At 56.7% G+C, this 15697-nt stretch carries 14 protein-coding genes; all 14 read left to right on the top strand.

The annotated features are described in order from the left end of the window. The first annotated feature begins 276 nt into the window (after positions 1-276). The 14 genes from ACMXYH_RS04725 (at position 277) to ACMXYH_RS04660 (ending at position 15696) form a co-directional block, all read left to right on the top strand. Positions 277-1593 carry a GTPase-associated system all-helical protein GASH gene (locus ACMXYH_RS04725; RefSeq protein WP_415766461.1) on the top strand — a complete coding sequence of 439 codons (1317 nt, stop codon included), beginning with the start codon at positions 277-279 and terminating at the stop codon, positions 1591-1593. Positions 1594-1598: 5 nt separating this feature from the next. Then, complete coding sequence (locus tag ACMXYH_RS04720; RefSeq protein WP_415766459.1) at positions 1599-2546, top strand: TRAFAC clade GTPase domain-containing protein; 948 nt, start codon at positions 1599-1601, stop codon at positions 2544-2546. A 2-nt stretch (positions 2547-2548) separates the two neighbouring features. Beyond that, a complete protein-coding gene (locus ACMXYH_RS04715) occupies positions 2549-3388 on the top strand; it encodes a hypothetical protein (protein WP_415766458.1) in 840 nt (279 codons plus the stop codon). A 6-nt stretch (positions 3389-3394) separates the two neighbouring features. Beyond that, positions 3395-5872 (top strand): effector-associated domain EAD1-containing protein, encoded by a 2478-nt coding sequence (locus tag ACMXYH_RS04710; protein ID WP_415766457.1) that lies wholly within the window; start codon positions 3395-3397, stop codon positions 5870-5872. 49 nt (positions 5873-5921) lie between these two features. Beyond that, positions 5922-7001: a caspase family protein gene (locus tag ACMXYH_RS04705; RefSeq protein WP_415766456.1), complete on the top strand. Its 1080-nt coding sequence runs from the start codon at positions 5922-5924 to the stop codon at positions 6999-7001. Between the two features lie 195 nt (positions 7002-7196). Beyond that, positions 7197-7574 carry an IS66-like element accessory protein TnpA gene (tnpA, locus tag ACMXYH_RS04700; RefSeq protein WP_415766455.1) on the top strand — a complete coding sequence of 126 codons (378 nt, stop codon included), beginning with the start codon at positions 7197-7199 and terminating at the stop codon, positions 7572-7574. Further along, positions 7571-7915, top strand: a complete 345-nt coding sequence (gene tnpB, locus ACMXYH_RS04695; RefSeq protein ID WP_415766454.1) for an IS66 family insertion sequence element accessory protein TnpB — start codon at positions 7571-7573, stop codon at positions 7913-7915. Before tnpA ends, tnpB begins: the two co-directional genes overlap by 4 nt. 35 nt (positions 7916-7950) lie before the next feature. Then, the gene (tnpC, locus tag ACMXYH_RS04690; protein ID WP_415766453.1) at positions 7951-9456 is read left to right on the top strand and encodes an IS66 family transposase; all 1506 of its coding nucleotides are present in this window, start codon (positions 7951-7953) and stop codon (positions 9454-9456) included. Positions 9457-9459: 3 nt separating this feature from the next. Further along, entirely contained in the window at positions 9460-10038 is a 579-nt protein-coding gene (locus ACMXYH_RS04685) for a plasmid pRiA4b ORF-3 family protein (protein ID WP_415766452.1), read from the top strand. Between the two features lie 483 nt (positions 10039-10521). Beyond that, positions 10522-10983 carry a cysteine hydrolase family protein gene (locus ACMXYH_RS04680; RefSeq protein WP_415766451.1) on the top strand — a complete coding sequence of 154 codons (462 nt, stop codon included), beginning with the start codon at positions 10522-10524 and terminating at the stop codon, positions 10981-10983. 92 nt (positions 10984-11075) lie between these two features. Beyond that, the gene (locus ACMXYH_RS04675) at positions 11076-11999 is read left to right on the top strand and encodes a hypothetical protein (protein WP_415766450.1); all 924 of its coding nucleotides are present in this window, start codon (positions 11076-11078) and stop codon (positions 11997-11999) included. A 126-nt stretch (positions 12000-12125) separates the two neighbouring features. After that, positions 12126-13532 carry a DUF2252 domain-containing protein gene (locus tag ACMXYH_RS04670; protein WP_415766449.1) on the top strand — a complete coding sequence of 469 codons (1407 nt, stop codon included), beginning with the start codon at positions 12126-12128 and terminating at the stop codon, positions 13530-13532. A 38-nt stretch (positions 13533-13570) separates the two neighbouring features. Then, positions 13571-14239: a hypothetical protein gene (locus tag ACMXYH_RS04665; RefSeq protein WP_415766447.1), complete on the top strand. Its 669-nt coding sequence runs from the start codon at positions 13571-13573 to the stop codon at positions 14237-14239. Next, positions 14236-15696: an RAD55 family ATPase gene (locus tag ACMXYH_RS04660; RefSeq protein ID WP_415766446.1), complete on the top strand. Its 1461-nt coding sequence runs from the start codon at positions 14236-14238 to the stop codon at positions 15694-15696. The genes ACMXYH_RS04665 and ACMXYH_RS04660 overlap by 4 nt, the downstream gene beginning before the upstream one ends. Position 15697 lies beyond the last annotated feature (1 nt).

Below are 15697 nucleotides of genomic sequence, written 5' to 3'. Positions count from 1 at the left end.
GCAAGCTACGCCTCAGGTAGCACTCCTAATTTTGCTGCTGCACGGGCGCCCTATGGGGGCTTTGCGCATTTAGAGTTGCAAGTGGAAATGCGGGAATTGTGTCGCAGAGCGACGATTGGTATAGAGCATGCTTGCGAGGCAAGCATCCTAGGGAGGGGGGTGAGGACCACAGCAGATGCTTTTGATCTTGACCAGTTCAGCAATGCCAAATGTTTTGGGTTCTGATATCGTCTTGCCATTCTCAAAAGCATTGCATGCAGGAGCTATAGGTCAGTTATGGATGATGAAATTCTTCTGCGCTTTTTAGCAATTGGCGTTATCGACGTCGGTGGGGACGACACTAAGCTTGAGAAATTGCGTGCGACGGTGGCGGATTTAAGCGGTGCTCTTAAGGCGGCGCCATCTAAGGCTTCCAGCTTTACAATGGTTGCTGCTGATCCTGCGGTGGACGCCACTGACCCTACGATCCAAGAAGCAATGAGCGCGCTGAAGAAAAATTGGACTACGGTCGCCAATACCTTCTCCGCTACCCCCATTACAGTCATCCGGGCAATGCTCCTGGACGCAGTAGTGCAGTGTTCCCGCCAAGATGATTCGATCGCAGTTGCCTTCGTCAATTCCGCTCGCAACACCCTTCCCCACTTGGAGTCCGGTAACGAACAGCCAATCTGGGAAGATGCGGTTGCCGAGATCGAAGTAAAGGTCGACGCGCGAGCTGAATCCGAGTGGGCTACGCCTGAAATGATCAGCATTAACCCGCTTTCCTATAAGTCGCCGAGTGAAATTGCAGTCACCGCAAAGAAATGGAGCGCTGACCGCGAAACACTAACAACAGCGATCAAAGGCGCAACAAGCCCAACGGTAGGAAGCTGGCCTAATCAGTACTTTCCACATAACTATCCAGAGCAATGGGCTGCCGAATTTGCCAGTCGTCTAAGCACAATTCTCGGCGATACTATCGAAGAGGCCGTGACTGAGGCCAGAATCGGACCGATAGACTTAGGCACACCGCTCACTACCCTTGCGAAAGCTGTTTCGACCCATGTCGAGAATGCTCTCGCGGGGTTTAGTGGGGCCACCGCGGGCCTACAGCGTCGGACGAATTTGCTGTGGTGGAAGGAGGCGCTCTATTCCACCAGTGCTCGAGTTAGTTACCGCGATCTTCCGATTTTCAGTGCAGCTGCGTTGATGGCGCTCGATCTAATTAAACAGGTGCCGACCTACTCACCAGCAAGCGTAGCCGCCTTCCTAAGCGAGGCAATTTTGCAGCTGCCGGCAGTTGCCAAAATTGAGAATGAAACAGTGCTCGTTCTTGTTGCGGACGCGCTAAATTCCACCGCCCTGGCGCCGCTTCGTGATGCAGCGGCTCAACTTGTACCTGCTGCTGAGGGGCGTGGCCCCCTGCTCTCGGTGATCGGTCACACTAACGAAGCCGCTTCGCTAGACGCAGCGACACTTCGTCGGCTGTGCGGAGTAGGCGCTGAGGTCGTTTTCTCACCGCCGGCTTGGGGGGCGTGGTTGTATCGAGAGCTTCAAGCGGCCAGAGCCACTGGCGAATCAAATACTAAGCATTCGCGACGCAACAAAGGCTGAACAATATGGACAGCTGCCCACATTGCAACTGCTTTGCTCCAGACACTACTTGCGCTCTTGGCAATATGGAGCTCTCACAATGTCCTGAGTGGAAGGGCGCAGTCCCTGAGGTGACAACGCTCGACAGCGAAAAGGACGATATCCTACTTCCCTGGACCGGCAGTGCTCTAGGGCTGACTGATCTAAGTTTCGTCACCGGGCGCGCAAAGCCAATCATCGTGGGCATCGCCGGGCCAGAGAGCTCAGGAAAGACGACGCTACTCGCCTCTTGGTATTTGCTCCTAGCTCGCTCGCTTCTGACCGATAAAGCTTGGCAGTTTGGTGGTTCTTTTTCTCTCGAAGGCTGGGAGGCAGTGGCGTCCGCACTGCGCTGGGCTCCCGGACAGCCACCAAGTTTTCCACCCCATACATCGAGTCGCGGTGCTCGTGCCCCGGGGCTTCTTCACGTGGCCTTCCGTCAAGAGAACGAGCAACTTCGCGATTTCTTGTTCGCTGACGCCCCTGGCGAATGGTTTCAGCGATGGGCTATTGATGCCCACGCAGAGGACGCAGAGGGAGCCCGTTGGCTCGCACAGCACGCAGATGTGCTATTGCTTGCCGCCGATCGCCAAGCGCTCTCTGGATCACGTCTAGGCGCCGCACGAAACGCGTTCCAATTACTCGCAACACGGGTGGCTGCGGAAAGGCGCGGCCGTCCCGTTGCGCTGGTCTGGACCAAGGCGGATGTAAGTATTGCCCCCGAAATGGAGGAAAGAATTCGCCAGGCCGTCACGAGTGTTATGCCAGATGCAGCAGAGTTCTCAGTAAGTATCTTTCCTGAGGGCACGGGCAACACAGGTGTTGGTTTCCAGGAATTGTTTCGATGGATATTAGGTACACGACGCCCCAGCGTCCGACTACCCTCCGTCGCCCCTTCGGGCAATGACCCGCTCTTTGTCTTCGGAAGGAGGTAACGGTGTCCGTCAAGCAGCAATCAATTCTTGTGATTGGGGAGTCCAATGTCGGAAAAACTCATTACGGTGCACAGCTCCTCAAGCGCCTAATTGTCGGTGACTGTGCGCTTCGCATGGCAGGTGCCGCTTCTAATCTGAAACCCTTTGAGAAGGCGATGGACAGTCTGGCCGAAGGCATGGCCACGGAGCACACTCCAGCCACCACTTATGTTGAGAGTGTCTGGCCGATCGCCGACGCCTCGGGACGGTCTGGGAGTCTGATCTGGCCGGACTATGGCGGTGAGCAAGTTCGCAACTTGATTGCCCAGCGCAAAGTGCCTGGTCAGTGGCGAGATCGTGTGCTGTCGGCTACTGACTGGGTACTTCTTATTCGGCTGCACACAATTCGTTCGACTGACGATATGTTCTCCCGACCGATTGCGACTCTCGGTAAGGCGAATGCGGAAGAAGTCCATCATCAGGTCTCGGATCAGAGCAAATTAATCGAACTACTTCAGATGCTTTTATACGTCGCCGGGCTGGATCGAGACGCGCGCCGCAATACTCCCAGTCTGACTGTACTGCTCACCTGCTGGGATGAGCTTGGAGTAAAGGGTAATCCGCAGGAGGTCATGCGCGAACAACTCCCAATGCTGTTCTCTTTCATCGACAGTACTTGGCGAGAACCAGCGGTATTTGGTCTTTCCGCTCTGGAGAAGCCACTTAGTCAGAACGATCCCGATCAGGAGTATGCAATCCGCGGTCCTGAGCAATTCGGCTTCGTTATCCTTGCCGACGGCACTCGCATCGAGGACATCACCGTACCTATTCAGCGTCTGCTCGCAGACGAAGATGTGGTCTAACTAGCCATGTGGGTAGAAGAAGCCATTTATGGAGAAGTGAAGGGTGGCCATGACCTGAGGGCAGCAAGCGGGAATAGGCAGTTCGCGTTAGACATCGCGTCTAGGCTCGACCTTCCGGACACCGCCCCGCCCGGCGTTTCATGGTCGCCTTATGTAAGCGGGTTTTCGCTTGGGGATCGCTATGTGATAGCCCGAACCTTCATTGATACCTCGGCCCCCCGTTCGGGTATGGTTCTTTCCCATGCCCTGATCATGCCGCTCACAGAGTTGATTGAGTTCCAGAACCTTAACTCCTTATTCGGCAGGCTCGTCACGTCGATTGACCAAGTGATAACTCCTGTAGGTTTCAGCTTGGAGAAGGACGAACTCCTACCCGAAAGCTCGATAGATCTCATCGGTGCAGCTAACGCGTTGACTGGTCGCGGAAGTGGCCCCGTAGTAAGGCTTGGCACGGAAGGTTTCGAGCTGCTCGCAGCCTCAATTTGGGCGTCTCTTTGGCCAGAGGCGCGAGCAAATTTCGGGTTTCGGCTTAGCTTTGGTCCTGCAGACATCGTCGAAAACGCTGTTCCCACCCTTGTATGTACCCCCGTGAGCCTAGCGGCACGCTGGTCGCGATTTCGGGTCTTGAATGGCGAAGACCAGGTTCCAGCTTCGACTTCGGCGGAGTTTCTCGCGGGCATAGCAGATCCCAAGCCTATCTTGGAATTTGGGCAGGAGATCGGAGCCGACATACAGCATCTGTCGCAGCTACCATTTCTTGAGCAAGCTCATAAGACCCTTTCAAGAACGGTCGGGCTCGACGATTTTCTTACTGCGATCCGTTTGGTTGAAAAACTTTCACCCGATTCGATGAAGGGTTGCGAAAAAAAGAAGGTTATTGCAGTCGGTTTAACAGCCCATGTTTCATCGGCCAGGCCCGGTCAGATCCTGTCAATGCGCAACCTACGACTCTCGGGATTCCCTGTAATACCAGAGCTCTGGCAGGAAGTTGAGAGCTGGCTTACCGCGCGGCACTTCGATCAGGGCGATGATGAGTTAATGGGACAAATGATCGCATCCGCCACTAATCGAGACGCTGCCGTAGAATCTTGGCGCGTTGCGGTTGGACAAGGCATAGCAGCTGCGGCGCGGGTTGACGCGCAGTACTTTCCAAGAGCGCTCTGGCGGTGGATCCGCGTTCGACCTGAGCTTCTGGATGCGATCTTTGTTCTACTTCCAACCGAACGCTCAGTCGAGCTCCTGGTTGCATCGTCGACACCCGAAAAACTGTCTTCGTCGTTGGGCACAGCCTTACTTCAACAACTTCTGGCACGCAGCTGGCTGGCTGTGCATGGAGCGGTACTTTCCGCGTTGGATTGTCCTACTGAGGCTGTGCGTCGACAGATCAAAATCGATGTCAGCGTAGCTGACAAAACCGGGATTGAGTTCGCACTCAGATTCGCGTCACCGGCTCAAGTCCTTGAATGTGCAGTTCAACTTGAAGACTCGCGTTTAATTGATCTTGCCGCTGACTCCGTCATATCGAAACCAGAGATATTCGCGGGCTCGCAATGCAGTGAAGTCGCCGAGCAAAAGATCTGGGATGCCGCTATACGTAGAAACGGAAATCTCTGGAGGGCTCCGAGCTCCCCATTCTCCGTCCGTGACAAGGTGCTAGAAGGGCTTATCGGTGGAGGTAAGATCCATATACCTCTCCTCCAGTCTCTGGCGCGGACACCGCTGGCCGACCTTTCTGATTTTGCACGCAGGGAAAAAGTCTGGATGAAGCTAGAGGCAAGCCTTCAGCGTGAATACCTCAATGCTACTTCGGTGGGTTGGCTCAGGCGTGTGACTGAGATGGGCGCTCCGTTTGCACCCGACGCAGTCCTGAAGTTGGCCATACTTAGACATGCAGAACTCGATGTGACGTTGTTGGATGCGGCGTCGAGTATTGCCTCAAGGGTTCAGATCGTCGAGGCGCTCGAAGACTTCGGCGAGCAGCGCTTTCTCTTGTGGTTTGAGGCAATCCTTTCCCAAAACACAGCATTGCCAAGCAGTGATGTGGAAAGGCTCGGGCAGTTGGTGCAAAGGCGAGGTTGGCAGCGGGTTGTCGATGAAATGCTCGCTCGTTATCTTGGTCACCGCACAGATTTGAAGCCGGCGCTGAGGATTTGCTTGTCTATGCTTGGAGTTTTTACACGCTGGATGCTTAATCTCTCGGCACCGACTCCCGCCGAAAAATGGGAGTCATTCGTTCAATTGGCGGCCGAGCTTTATCCGAGTGGTCCCGATCACGACGAGCTCTGGTCACGTGCTGGCGGTACAAATTCGGACCTACCGAAGAGCGGCACCGGGCGATCTATCTGGCTCTCAGTTATCGGTCAGATGCGTAATGGACGAGGTCCGTTACCAGCCCGGCTACTGCTCCAGATGAAGCAGGACTACCCCACCAATGCACAGCTGCTCTTCATAGCTGACGACTCAGATATATCCGGAATTCGGTGACAGAAAGGTCTCCGTAAATTTTGATCTTCAAGGGAGCATCGATCATTTAATGAGCACTTCAGGATATCCGCAGGGGCACGCTCTAATTGTGGCTGTTGCAAGTTATAGCCACATCAACCCGCTTCCCCAGGTCGTGCTTAACGATGCGAGAGTGATAGCTGATGTTCTGAGTTCGCCGCAGCATTGTGGTTACGACCCGGCAAATATCACACAACTCTTGGATGGCTTTGCTACGCGCACGGCCGTATTAGCTGGGCTTGAGGATTTGGCTGCGCGTACGGGGCCCGAGGACATGGCCTGTGTCTACTTTTCAGGACATGGTGCTCTTACAGGAGGGGTGGACGAAAGCAGTCTGCTCACCGTGGATTGCATCGAAAGTGATCTCGCGGGTACGTCGATCAGTGCAACTGAGTTCTCCGATGCTCTGCATCAGATAAAAGCGAAACGACTGATTGTTTTTTTAGACGCCTGCCATGCTGCGGGAGCTGGGACGCTAAAGAGTGCCGCGTTCGCCGATAAACTCCCATCCGGTTTCAGTGAGAAGATGCTCTCTCGTCTAGCGGAGGGGTCCGGCAGGGCGCTGATGGCTTCGTCTAGGCCGAGCGAAACATCGTTAATTATGCGAGGGGCTCAAAACAGCGCATTCACCGAAGCTCTGATAGAGGGCTTAAAAGGCGCTGCTGATCGTAACAGCGAAGGAGTCATCCGCGTTTTCGACCTGTTTGATTATGTCGCGCGTCAGGTGCCAAAGACCACAGGGGACTGTCAGCATCCAATTTTCAAGGCAGGTCAACTTGAACAGAACTTTCCTATCGCCCTCAGTCAGAGGACGGTTGAGGCCCTAATATCCCCCAAAGATCATAAAGCGAGCCAAGGAGATGCTTGGCAGGTATTGGGTACTGTCCTTCCCGAACTCTACCCAACTGGTCCGAGCGATCAAGAAATTTGGGAAAGGGCTGGAGGCGATGTATCACGACTCCGATTACAGGGATCTGGTCGTGGTGCATGGTTTGCAGCCCTTAAGGTGCTTAAACATGGTGGGGGTGGCGCACAAATAAGCATCAACTCTCTCTTAAGAGAAGTTCTCGAGGACTTCCCGAACCATCCTAGCTTGGTAAACGTTCACTGAAACTTCCTAAAAGCTAGTTATAAAAAAATCCCAGCCCGACGAACAGTAGCTAGGACTTCTTAACCGCTCCAATAACAAAACCTGCGTTCAGGCTCGGGAATCGCGGTTGAGACGTAACCGTCCGCTCAGCACCCACTCCTGACCGCTACCAAAATTAGCCAAGATAGTGTCCACCATTTTTTAGTGGACACTATCTTGGATACTACTGTTCCCGCCCGTCGAACCGGTCGCCGTCCCAACTTCCCGTTGGACTTCAAACGCCAAGTCGTCGAGGCCACGCTTCAGCCTGGCGCCTCCTTGTCGTTGATCGCTCGTGAGCATGACGTCAATGCCAACCTGGTCTTTCGCTGGCGGCATCAATATCTGGAAGGGGCCTTCGGCCCGGTTAACCAGAGTGCAACGTTTTTGCCTGTCCAGGTGATCGAGGCGTCAACGGATGTCTCGCAAGCCGCCCGGCCTCAACTCGAGCTTCATTCCGAGCTGGTTGTTGAAGTGGGTAAAGCCACGCTACGCATCACTGGCACGCCTGACCCGCAGACGGTGCAACTCGTCTTGCAGCAGTTACTGCGATGATTGCCCCGCCCGCTGGAACCCGTATCTGGATCGCCGCCGGCGTCACCGACATGCGTCGTGGCTTCGACGGTTTAGCGGCACTGGTGCAGACTCAACTGGAAGCCGACCCCTTTTCGGGGCAGATCTTTGCCTTTCGCGGACGGCGCGGTGACCGGATCAAATTGCTGTGGTGGGATGGCGACGGTTTGTGCCTGTTTTGCAAACGGCTGGAACAAGGACGCTTTGTCTGGCCGCAAGCGACCAATGGCAGCGTGTCGCTGACGGCCGCGCAGTTGTCGATGCTGTTGGAAGGCATTGATTGGCGTAGGCCAATTCGTACCGCGCCTGTCCTCGCGGTCTGACTTGCGGCGCTGAATAACCCCGGTAACATTCGGGCATGACTTCCATGACCGACTCCCTGCCGAACGATCTTCAGACCTTGAAGGCTCTGGTCGCTGCCCAGCGTGCAGAGATTGAGCGCTTGAAAATGATGATCGCCAAGCTGCGTCGCACGCAGTTCGGTCGCAGCTCCGAGCAACTGGAAGCGATGATCGACCAGCTCCAGTTGAGTCTCGAAGAACTGGAAGTCAGCCAGACTGAACTGACACCACCAACCGAATCGCCACCTCGCACCGTCTCTCGGCGCAAGCCATTGCCCGAACACCTGCCACGCGAAATTCACGCCCATCAGCCCGAGTCGCAATGCCCTGGTTGCGGTGGGAAGCTTCGCCATTTGGGTGAGGACGTGGCCGAAGTGCTGGAGTACGTCCCGGCGCGTTTCAAGGTGATTCGCCATGTGCGCCCCAAGCTGGTCTGCCGCTGCTGCGAGCACATCGCCCAAGTGCCGGCCCCGAGTCGCCCGATAGCACGAGGCCTTGCCGGCCCGGGGCTGTTGGCCCATGTGCTGGTCTCCAAATTTGTCGATCATCTGCCGTTATATCGGCAGTCCGAGATTTACGCCCGTGAAGGCGTGGACTTGGAGCGCTCGACCCTGGCCGACTGGGTCGGCCAGAGCAGCCAATTGCTCAGACCACTGATCAACGCCCTTGAGCGCCATGTCATGAGTGGCCATAAAGTTCATGCCGACGACACGCCGATTGGCGTGCTCGCGCCAGGCCACGGCAAAACCAAAACCGCTCGCTTGTGGACGTACGTGCGGGACGACCGACCTGCCGGTTATACGACGCCGGCGGCTGTATGGTTTGCTTACTCGCCGGATCGCAAGGGGCAACATCCGCGTGCTCACCTCAAGAGCTTCAGTGGGATCTTGCAGGCTGACGGCTACGCCGGTTTTGCTCAGCTGTATGCCTCGGGCACCATTCAGGAAGCCGCATGCTGGGCTCACGCCCGGCGCAAGTTTTACGATGTCTACAAAGACCAGGCCTCGCCGCTTGCAGCCGAGGCGCTGCAACGGATTGCGGCCCTGTATGCCATTGAAAGCGAGATTCGCGGGCAACCACCCGATCAACGAAGAGCCGTTCGACAAAGCCGGGCAAGCCCGCTGCTTGAACAATTAAACGCTTGGCTCAACCAGACGCTGACTCAACTGTCGAAGAAATCGGCATTGGGCGGTGCGATCCTCTATGCCCTCAACCGTTGGCAGGCGCTGACGCGCTACTGCGATGACGGCCGGATCGAAATCGACAACAATTGCGCCGAACGCGCGCTGCGCGCCGTAGCGTTGGGTCGCAAGAATTACCTGTTTGTCGGTTCCGATGCCGGCGGAGAACGAGCGGCTGCGATTTACAGCCTGGTGGGTTCGGCCAAACTCAACGACCTGAACCCGCAAGCCTATTTGACACACGTGCTGGAGCGCATCGCCGACCACCCGATCAATCGGGTCGACGAACTGCTGCCCTGGAACGTTTCTCTCACACTTACAGAACTCTGCGAGGCTGCCTGATCCATGGCTAAAAATGTTCGTTTGCTAAAGCCCGAGCCTGATTTGTTACTACTGCACATTGAATTGAAGTGGATTGAACCTGCCATCTGGCGCCGTGTGGCGGTGCCCGAAAACATCACCTTGGGCAAATTACACACGGTGATCCAGTTCGCGATGGGCTGGGAGGGAGGGCATATGCATGAGTTTGAAATTGCCAGTGAGAACTACGGCATTCCCGACCCCGACGGGTGGGGGCCACCAGTCAACTCGGAAACCCGAAAGACCTTGGTCAAAGCGTTGTCCGGGAAAAAGACGTTTCGCTACCTCTATGACTTTGGCGACGGCTGGGATCACCGGATCAAAGTCGAAAAGAAACTGCCCGCAGGGGCCTGTCCTCAGGTGCCGTATTGCATCGACGGCGCCAATGCTTGCCCGCCGGAAGATATTGGCGGTGGGCCGGGTTATGCCGACTTCCTTGAAGTGATGGCTGACCCCAACCACCCAGAGTATGAAGACATGCTGGAGTGGCATGGCGGCACCTTCGATCCAACGGTTTTTGAATGGGAGCGCGTCAATCAGTGGTTAAAGGAGATTAAGGTCTGAGTTTCAAGGTGGTGTAGTTCGAACGCTTACGTTGAGACGATCGGTTGATACTTTTCAACAGAATCGGCCGCTTGCTGCCTGCCGCCACCGAGCGATGCACAGTTCACGGCTGATCACGGCTACGAAGTAACCTAGTCAGCCTTGATGCGCTCAGTTGTCAGATCGAGTAAAAGCGGGGAAGGAAGATAAATTAGAGTGCAATTTCGCGAGGTATTCCAGCTGGTATTCCAACTAAAAATGACAACGGATATTAATCATAAAAATCAACAACATAAAAAACAGGTTCAGATTACCCCGGCCCACCAAATACGAAGCAAAACAAAACCCGCCAAGTGCGGGTTTTGTTGCATCTGGGATTCGACAATCCATGCCCCACCGCGGCCCCCTGTGGGAGCGGGCTTGCCCGCGAAGAGGCCAGCCCTACCAATACAAAATACCCAGCGGCCGCCGAAGCCGCCGCCGCGACCTCCCTCGGAGACGCCCATGCGCCAAGCCCTCCTTATCATCGACGTCCAGCCCAGTTTCGCCCCACCTCAATGGCTCATCGAAGGTTTCCAGACACTCATCGGCACGCTGCCCAGCGTCGCCACGGTCGAGCGCCACGACGAATCCAAAACTCCGTTCCAGAAACAACTCGGCTGGCATACCGCACCCGACGATGACAGCCTGATTCAGGCCGACCGCCTCTTCATCAAGCACGGCTACGCGCCTTCACTGGAAACCATCGAGTATTTGAAAAGCCTGAAGGTGGATCGCGTGCTCGTCTGCGTTCTTCAGACCGAGACCTGCTGCCTGGCGGCGGGGTTTGCATTGTTTGATGCGGGGTTGCAGCCGACGTTGATTACGGACTTGACGATGGGGTCATCGCTGGATCGGACGGGAGAGTTGGGTGTCAGGCTTTGGAAGCATCATTTCAAGCACACGCTCAAATCGAGTGAGCTGTAATCAACGTATTAGTCGGCGATTCAACACAACAGGACCTATGCTGCGGGTTTGCCTGCAACCGCTTGAGCAACCACTCACTCAGGAAGATCAACATGAACGTATGGATCGCAGCCGTCCTGGCCGCCATGGTTTCTGTGTCTGTACACGCCGCCACCGAGATCGCTCCTCGTGTCGAGCAGGTCACCTTCAAAAAGGGCTCCGACACCGCCAGGTTCGCCCGATCCATCAAAGGCCCGCTCACCGCGCAGTACCGCCTAAACGCGAAGGCCGGCCAAATGATGACCGTGGACTTCAAGTCTTCCAACGCCTCTGCCTACTTCAACATCACCGCGAAAGGTGCGGACTATGCGTTGTTTAACGGATCGATCATGGGCAATCACTTTCTGGGACCATTGCCCGCCGATGGCGAATATACGGTTCAGGTATACCTGATGCGCAGCGCTTCTCGGCGCAATGAAGTGGCCAACTACAACCTTTCGTTAAGCCTGAGCTCGGGTGATGCAACGGATAGCAACCAGCCGTTCGACCAGACACTTGAATTGCAGGGCATTGGCTTTCACGTGACGAGCGTGTCGGTCGATGGAAGTCGTGCTCTACGCATTGCACCCCAAGGTCTGGAAATCGATAACACAGAGATCGTACGCCCGCTCACCGGCACCATCGTCCGAGCGGAGGTCGCCGACCTTGATCGCAATGGCTCTCCAGAGATTTACGTCTTCATCAGGTCGCCGGGACGCGGGATGCCGGGCGAACTCATTGCTTACGCTGCCAATCGCAAGAAGTCACTTAGCGAGATTTATCTACCACCTGTCAGCGAGAACCCAAAAATAGCGGTGGGCTACCAGGGCGAGGACGAGTTTGCCGTGGTGGAAAATGCGTTGGTGCAGCGGTTCCCGGTTTATGACAGCACGGATGCCGACGCGGGCAGGACAGGGAAAATTCGGCAGGTTCAGTACACGTTGATGCCTGGTGAGGCCGGGTGGGTTTTGAGGGCTTTGGGGACGACTGAGTATTGAAGGATGCTCGTTGGTGAGTTGCTCCCGTTCGCCCCCACGGTCAAAGCCAAAACACTTCGGATGAAGACCCGAAGCCCTTCTACACTCACCTCTCACACGTCTAAAACACTCACCATACGAGCCCACATGACCTCCCTCAAAGACCGCTTGAAGCAAGGCAAGGATGCTCGCAAGAACTGCTCCCGCAGTTCGCAGGCGGCCATGGGGAAAGTAAATCGCGACCCGCTGCCGCTGATCAAAACGTCCAGTGAAGGCCGGATCACGTCGCTGGTCGAGTTGCGCTACGGCCGCATGCTGGTCTCGCCGTTCACCTTCTATCGCGGCAACGCGCTGCTGCAAGCCCACGACTTGGCCGAAATAGCCAACATGGGCCTGGTATCGCCCATCTGCGGCGACAGTCACCTGATGAACTTCGGCGGTTTTGCAACGCCGGAACGCAATCTGCTGTTCAGCGTCAACGATTTCGACGAAGCCCATCCCGGGCCTTGGGAATGGGACTTGAAACGTCTGGTGGCGAGTTTCGTAGTGGCCGCCCGCGACCTGCGCCATGGCGACACGGTCCAGGAAACAGTCTGCCGCCAGGTGGTCGGCGCCTACCAACAGACCATGCTCGAGTGCGCCGAACAAAGCGCCATGGAAACCTGGTACGAGTCCATCACTTATAACGATCTGCGGCAACAGGCAAGCAAAGCGACCCTGGAGCACGTGGAGCGCGCCATCGAAAAAGCCGAACGTCGCACCCATGCTGAACTGCTGCCGAAGATCAGTGAACGTGACGCACATGGCCGACTGATCATTCGCGATGACCTGCCGGAAATTTTCCACTTACACAACAACACCACGCTGCTGGATGCCGATGACGACTGGCTGCGCCTGTCGGACTGGCGGCCGCTTTACGACACGTTCATGCGCGACTATCCCGACACCCTGCAAGCCGACCGTCGCGAGCTGTTGTCGCGTTTTCATGCCCACGACATGGCGTTCAAAGTGGTCGGTGTGGGCAGCGTCGGGACTCGTTGCCTGGTGGCCCTGCTGACCGACGATCAGGAGTTCCCGCTGTTCCTGCAGTTCAAGGAGGCACGTCGTTCGGTGCTTGCCGATTATGTGAAGACTAAATTGCGGGTGCGGCATAACGGTCAGCGCGTGGTCGATGGCCAACGGTTGATGCAATCGGCCAGTGACCTGTTCCTCGGCTGGACCACCGGCCCCAGTGGTCGACACTTCTACGTGCGCCAGTTGCGCGACATGAAAGTCTCGGCTGAACTCGAGACTTTCGATGCGGACACCTTCGCCGCCTACGGACGCATTTGTGGCCGCGCCTTGGCCCGTGCCCATGCCAAATCATCCGGGAACGCTGCACACATCAGTGGCTACATCGGCAAGAGCGATGCGCTGGCCGACGCGCTATTCAAGTATGCGCAAAGCTACACCGCGCAGAATGAGCGCGACTTCGAACGATTCCAGCAGGCCTGCCGCAAGGGCCGTTTGCGGGCGCGCTCGGAGGTGGACTTTGCGGCGGATCATTTGCCGTAGGCGTGTCTCAGGGCGTGAAACGGCGGGCACTCATCGACATGAATTTTTCTTCACCCCACGACCTTTCACCAACGGGTACATTGCGCTCGCTCATTCAAGAAACTACGGTTTGCCCGCCCTCCCGCGGGCTTTTTTTTGCCTGCTGTTTTGTTTGCCCATGCACTAAAGAGTCGGTTTTTCGGGCCCTGCTGCAATCCCCTGACGCAAACCACTCCCGACACCGCCATAGGGTGCACCATCAAGCACTGTCCATCAGATATCAGTTAGCCATGTCCACGCTAAGCGATGAGAGCCGCCAGATCGTAGCTTCTCTGGCGCACCGCGTTGGCCCCAACGCTGACATTGCAACAGTCGCGCAAGCGATCGCATCAATATTGCAGGATATGGACGCAGCCCTCACGCCCATCATTGGCCAGCAAGGGGTTGTCGCGCTTTATCGCCGCAGCCTTCATCTGTGCGCCTCCAGCCATCCGCGTTTGGCCGGCACCTATGACAGTGTGCAGGCGGCCTCCCTGGATCTGACTGCCCTCAAGTCCGTACTCGTTGAGCAAAGCGATGCCGATGCGCTGTTTTTCGGTGAAGTGTTGCTGACCACGTTTTACGAGCTGCTGACCACGCTGATCGGGCCCTCGCTCACCGCACGTTTGCTTCGTGGCGTGTGGGAACCTTCTTTGAGCGACACCCCTTCGCAGGAAATTTCGCCATGAGCACCAAAGTGACTATCAACCGCCTGGCCACCGGCGTGCCAGGACTGGACGAGGTGCTGGGCGGAGGATTGCCGGAGTTTTCGTTCAACCTGATCGCAGGTCCGCCTGGCTGTGGCAAAACCACCCTGGCGCATCAGATGATGTTCGCCCTGGCGACGCCCGAGCGCCCGGCGCTGTTTTTTACGGTGCTGGGCGAGCCGCCGCTGAAGATGCTGCGTTACCAGCAGCAATTCGACTTTTTCGACAGCGAAGCGATCAACCAGTCAATCCGCTACGTCAACCTGGCTGACGACACCCTGGCCGGGAATCTGGACGAAGTGCTGCGACGTATCGTCAGCGAGGTGGAGGCTCACTCCCCGTCACTGGTATTCGTCGACTCGTTCCGTTCGGTGGTCCTGGCGAGCCAGACCCAGGACAACCCCAACAACAACCTGCCGCAGTTCGTTCAGCAACTGGGCATGTTGATGACCACCTGGCAGGCCACGACCTTCCTGATTGGCGAATACTTCACCGAAACCGACACCAACCCGATTTTCACCGTGGCCGATGGCCTGATCTGGCTGCGCCAGAGCGTTCAGCGCAATTCCATGGTGCGCAAGATGGAAATCATGAAGATGCGCGGCCAGCCGACGCTGCCAGGGCTGCACACCTTCCGTATCGCGACGTCGGGGATCAAGGTCTTTGCGCCTGCGCCACTCAATCCGGTTGAAGCGCCGCTGGAGTTCCCCATCAAGCGCCTGAAAATGGGCGTGCCACAGCTCGACGAGATGCTGGGTGGTGGCCTGCCCCGTGGTTATTCCTTGCTGGTGGCCGGGCCATCAGGCTCGGGCAAAAGCATTCTGGCGTCCACCTTCCTGGCCGAAGGCGCGCGTAATGGCGAAACCGGTGTGATCGCGGTGTTTGAACAACGGCCTAATCACTCCCAGAACGCCACCCTAACGGGCCTGATCCAGAGCGGACAGGTCGGTCTGGTGGACAGCCGGGCCCCGGACCTGTCCATCGACGAGATCGTGCAATTGCTGCTCAGCGAGATCAGCCGGCTGAAAGCCACCCGTGTGGTGATCGATTCATTGTCGGGTTTCGAACTGGCGCTGGCGCCGACCTTCCGCGAAGACTTTCGCGAGTCGCTGTCGCGCATGGTCACTGCGTTGACGAGCGCCGGGGTCAGCGTGTTGATGACCTCAGAGCTGGAAGACCGCTACACCGACCTGCGTTTCAGCCCTTACGGCACGGCATTTCTCACCGACGCCATCATCGTTCAGCGCTACATTGAAGTGCAGAGCCGTTTGCTGCGCATCATGGCCGTGGTCAAGGTGCGGGCCAGCGCCCATTCCGATGAACTGCGCCAGTACCACATCGACGAGAACGGCCTGCAAATCGGCGAGATGTTGCCAGACCAGGAAGGCTTACTCGGTGGCCGGCCTACCCGGCAGCGTTCGAGCAAAGACGACGGATGAG

Source organism: Pseudomonas frigoris (assembly GCF_047758635.1).
In the GTDB taxonomy this organism is placed as follows: domain Bacteria; phylum Pseudomonadota; class Gammaproteobacteria; order Pseudomonadales; family Pseudomonadaceae; genus Aquipseudomonas; species Aquipseudomonas frigoris.
Note: the sequence above shows the minus strand (reverse complement) of the source record. Positions and strands in the feature narration are given on the sequence as shown.

Bases quoted from the DNA above. Each gene is read 5' to 3' on its own strand.
- ACMXYH_RS04725 (WP_415766461.1), top strand. From the start codon at position 277: ATGGATGATGAAATTCTTCTGCGCTTTTTAGCAATTGGCGTTATCGAC.
- ACMXYH_RS04720 (WP_415766459.1), top strand. From the start codon at position 1,599: ATGGACAGCTGCCCACATTGCAACTGCTTTGCTCCAGACACTACTTGC.
- ACMXYH_RS04710 (WP_415766457.1), top strand. From the start codon at position 3,395: ATGTGGGTAGAAGAAGCCATTTATGGAGAAGTGAAGGGTGGCCATGAC.
- ACMXYH_RS04705 (WP_415766456.1), top strand. From the start codon at position 5,922: ATGAGCACTTCAGGATATCCGCAGGGGCACGCTCTAATTGTGGCTGTT.
- tnpB (WP_415766454.1), top strand. From the start codon at position 7,571: ATGATTGCCCCGCCCGCTGGAACCCGTATCTGGATCGCCGCCGGCGTC.
- tnpC (WP_415766453.1), top strand. From the start codon at position 7,951: ATGACTTCCATGACCGACTCCCTGCCGAACGATCTTCAGACCTTGAAG.
- ACMXYH_RS04685 (WP_415766452.1), top strand. From the start codon at position 9,460: ATGGCTAAAAATGTTCGTTTGCTAAAGCCCGAGCCTGATTTGTTACTA.
- ACMXYH_RS04680 (WP_415766451.1), top strand. From the start codon at position 10,522: ATGCGCCAAGCCCTCCTTATCATCGACGTCCAGCCCAGTTTCGCCCCA.
- ACMXYH_RS04675 (WP_415766450.1), top strand. From the start codon at position 11,076: ATGAACGTATGGATCGCAGCCGTCCTGGCCGCCATGGTTTCTGTGTCT.
- ACMXYH_RS04670 (WP_415766449.1), top strand. From the start codon at position 12,126: ATGACCTCCCTCAAAGACCGCTTGAAGCAAGGCAAGGATGCTCGCAAG.
- ACMXYH_RS04665 (WP_415766447.1), top strand. From the start codon at position 13,571: ATGAATTTTTCTTCACCCCACGACCTTTCACCAACGGGTACATTGCGC.
- ACMXYH_RS04660 (WP_415766446.1), top strand. From the start codon at position 14,236: ATGAGCACCAAAGTGACTATCAACCGCCTGGCCACCGGCGTGCCAGGA.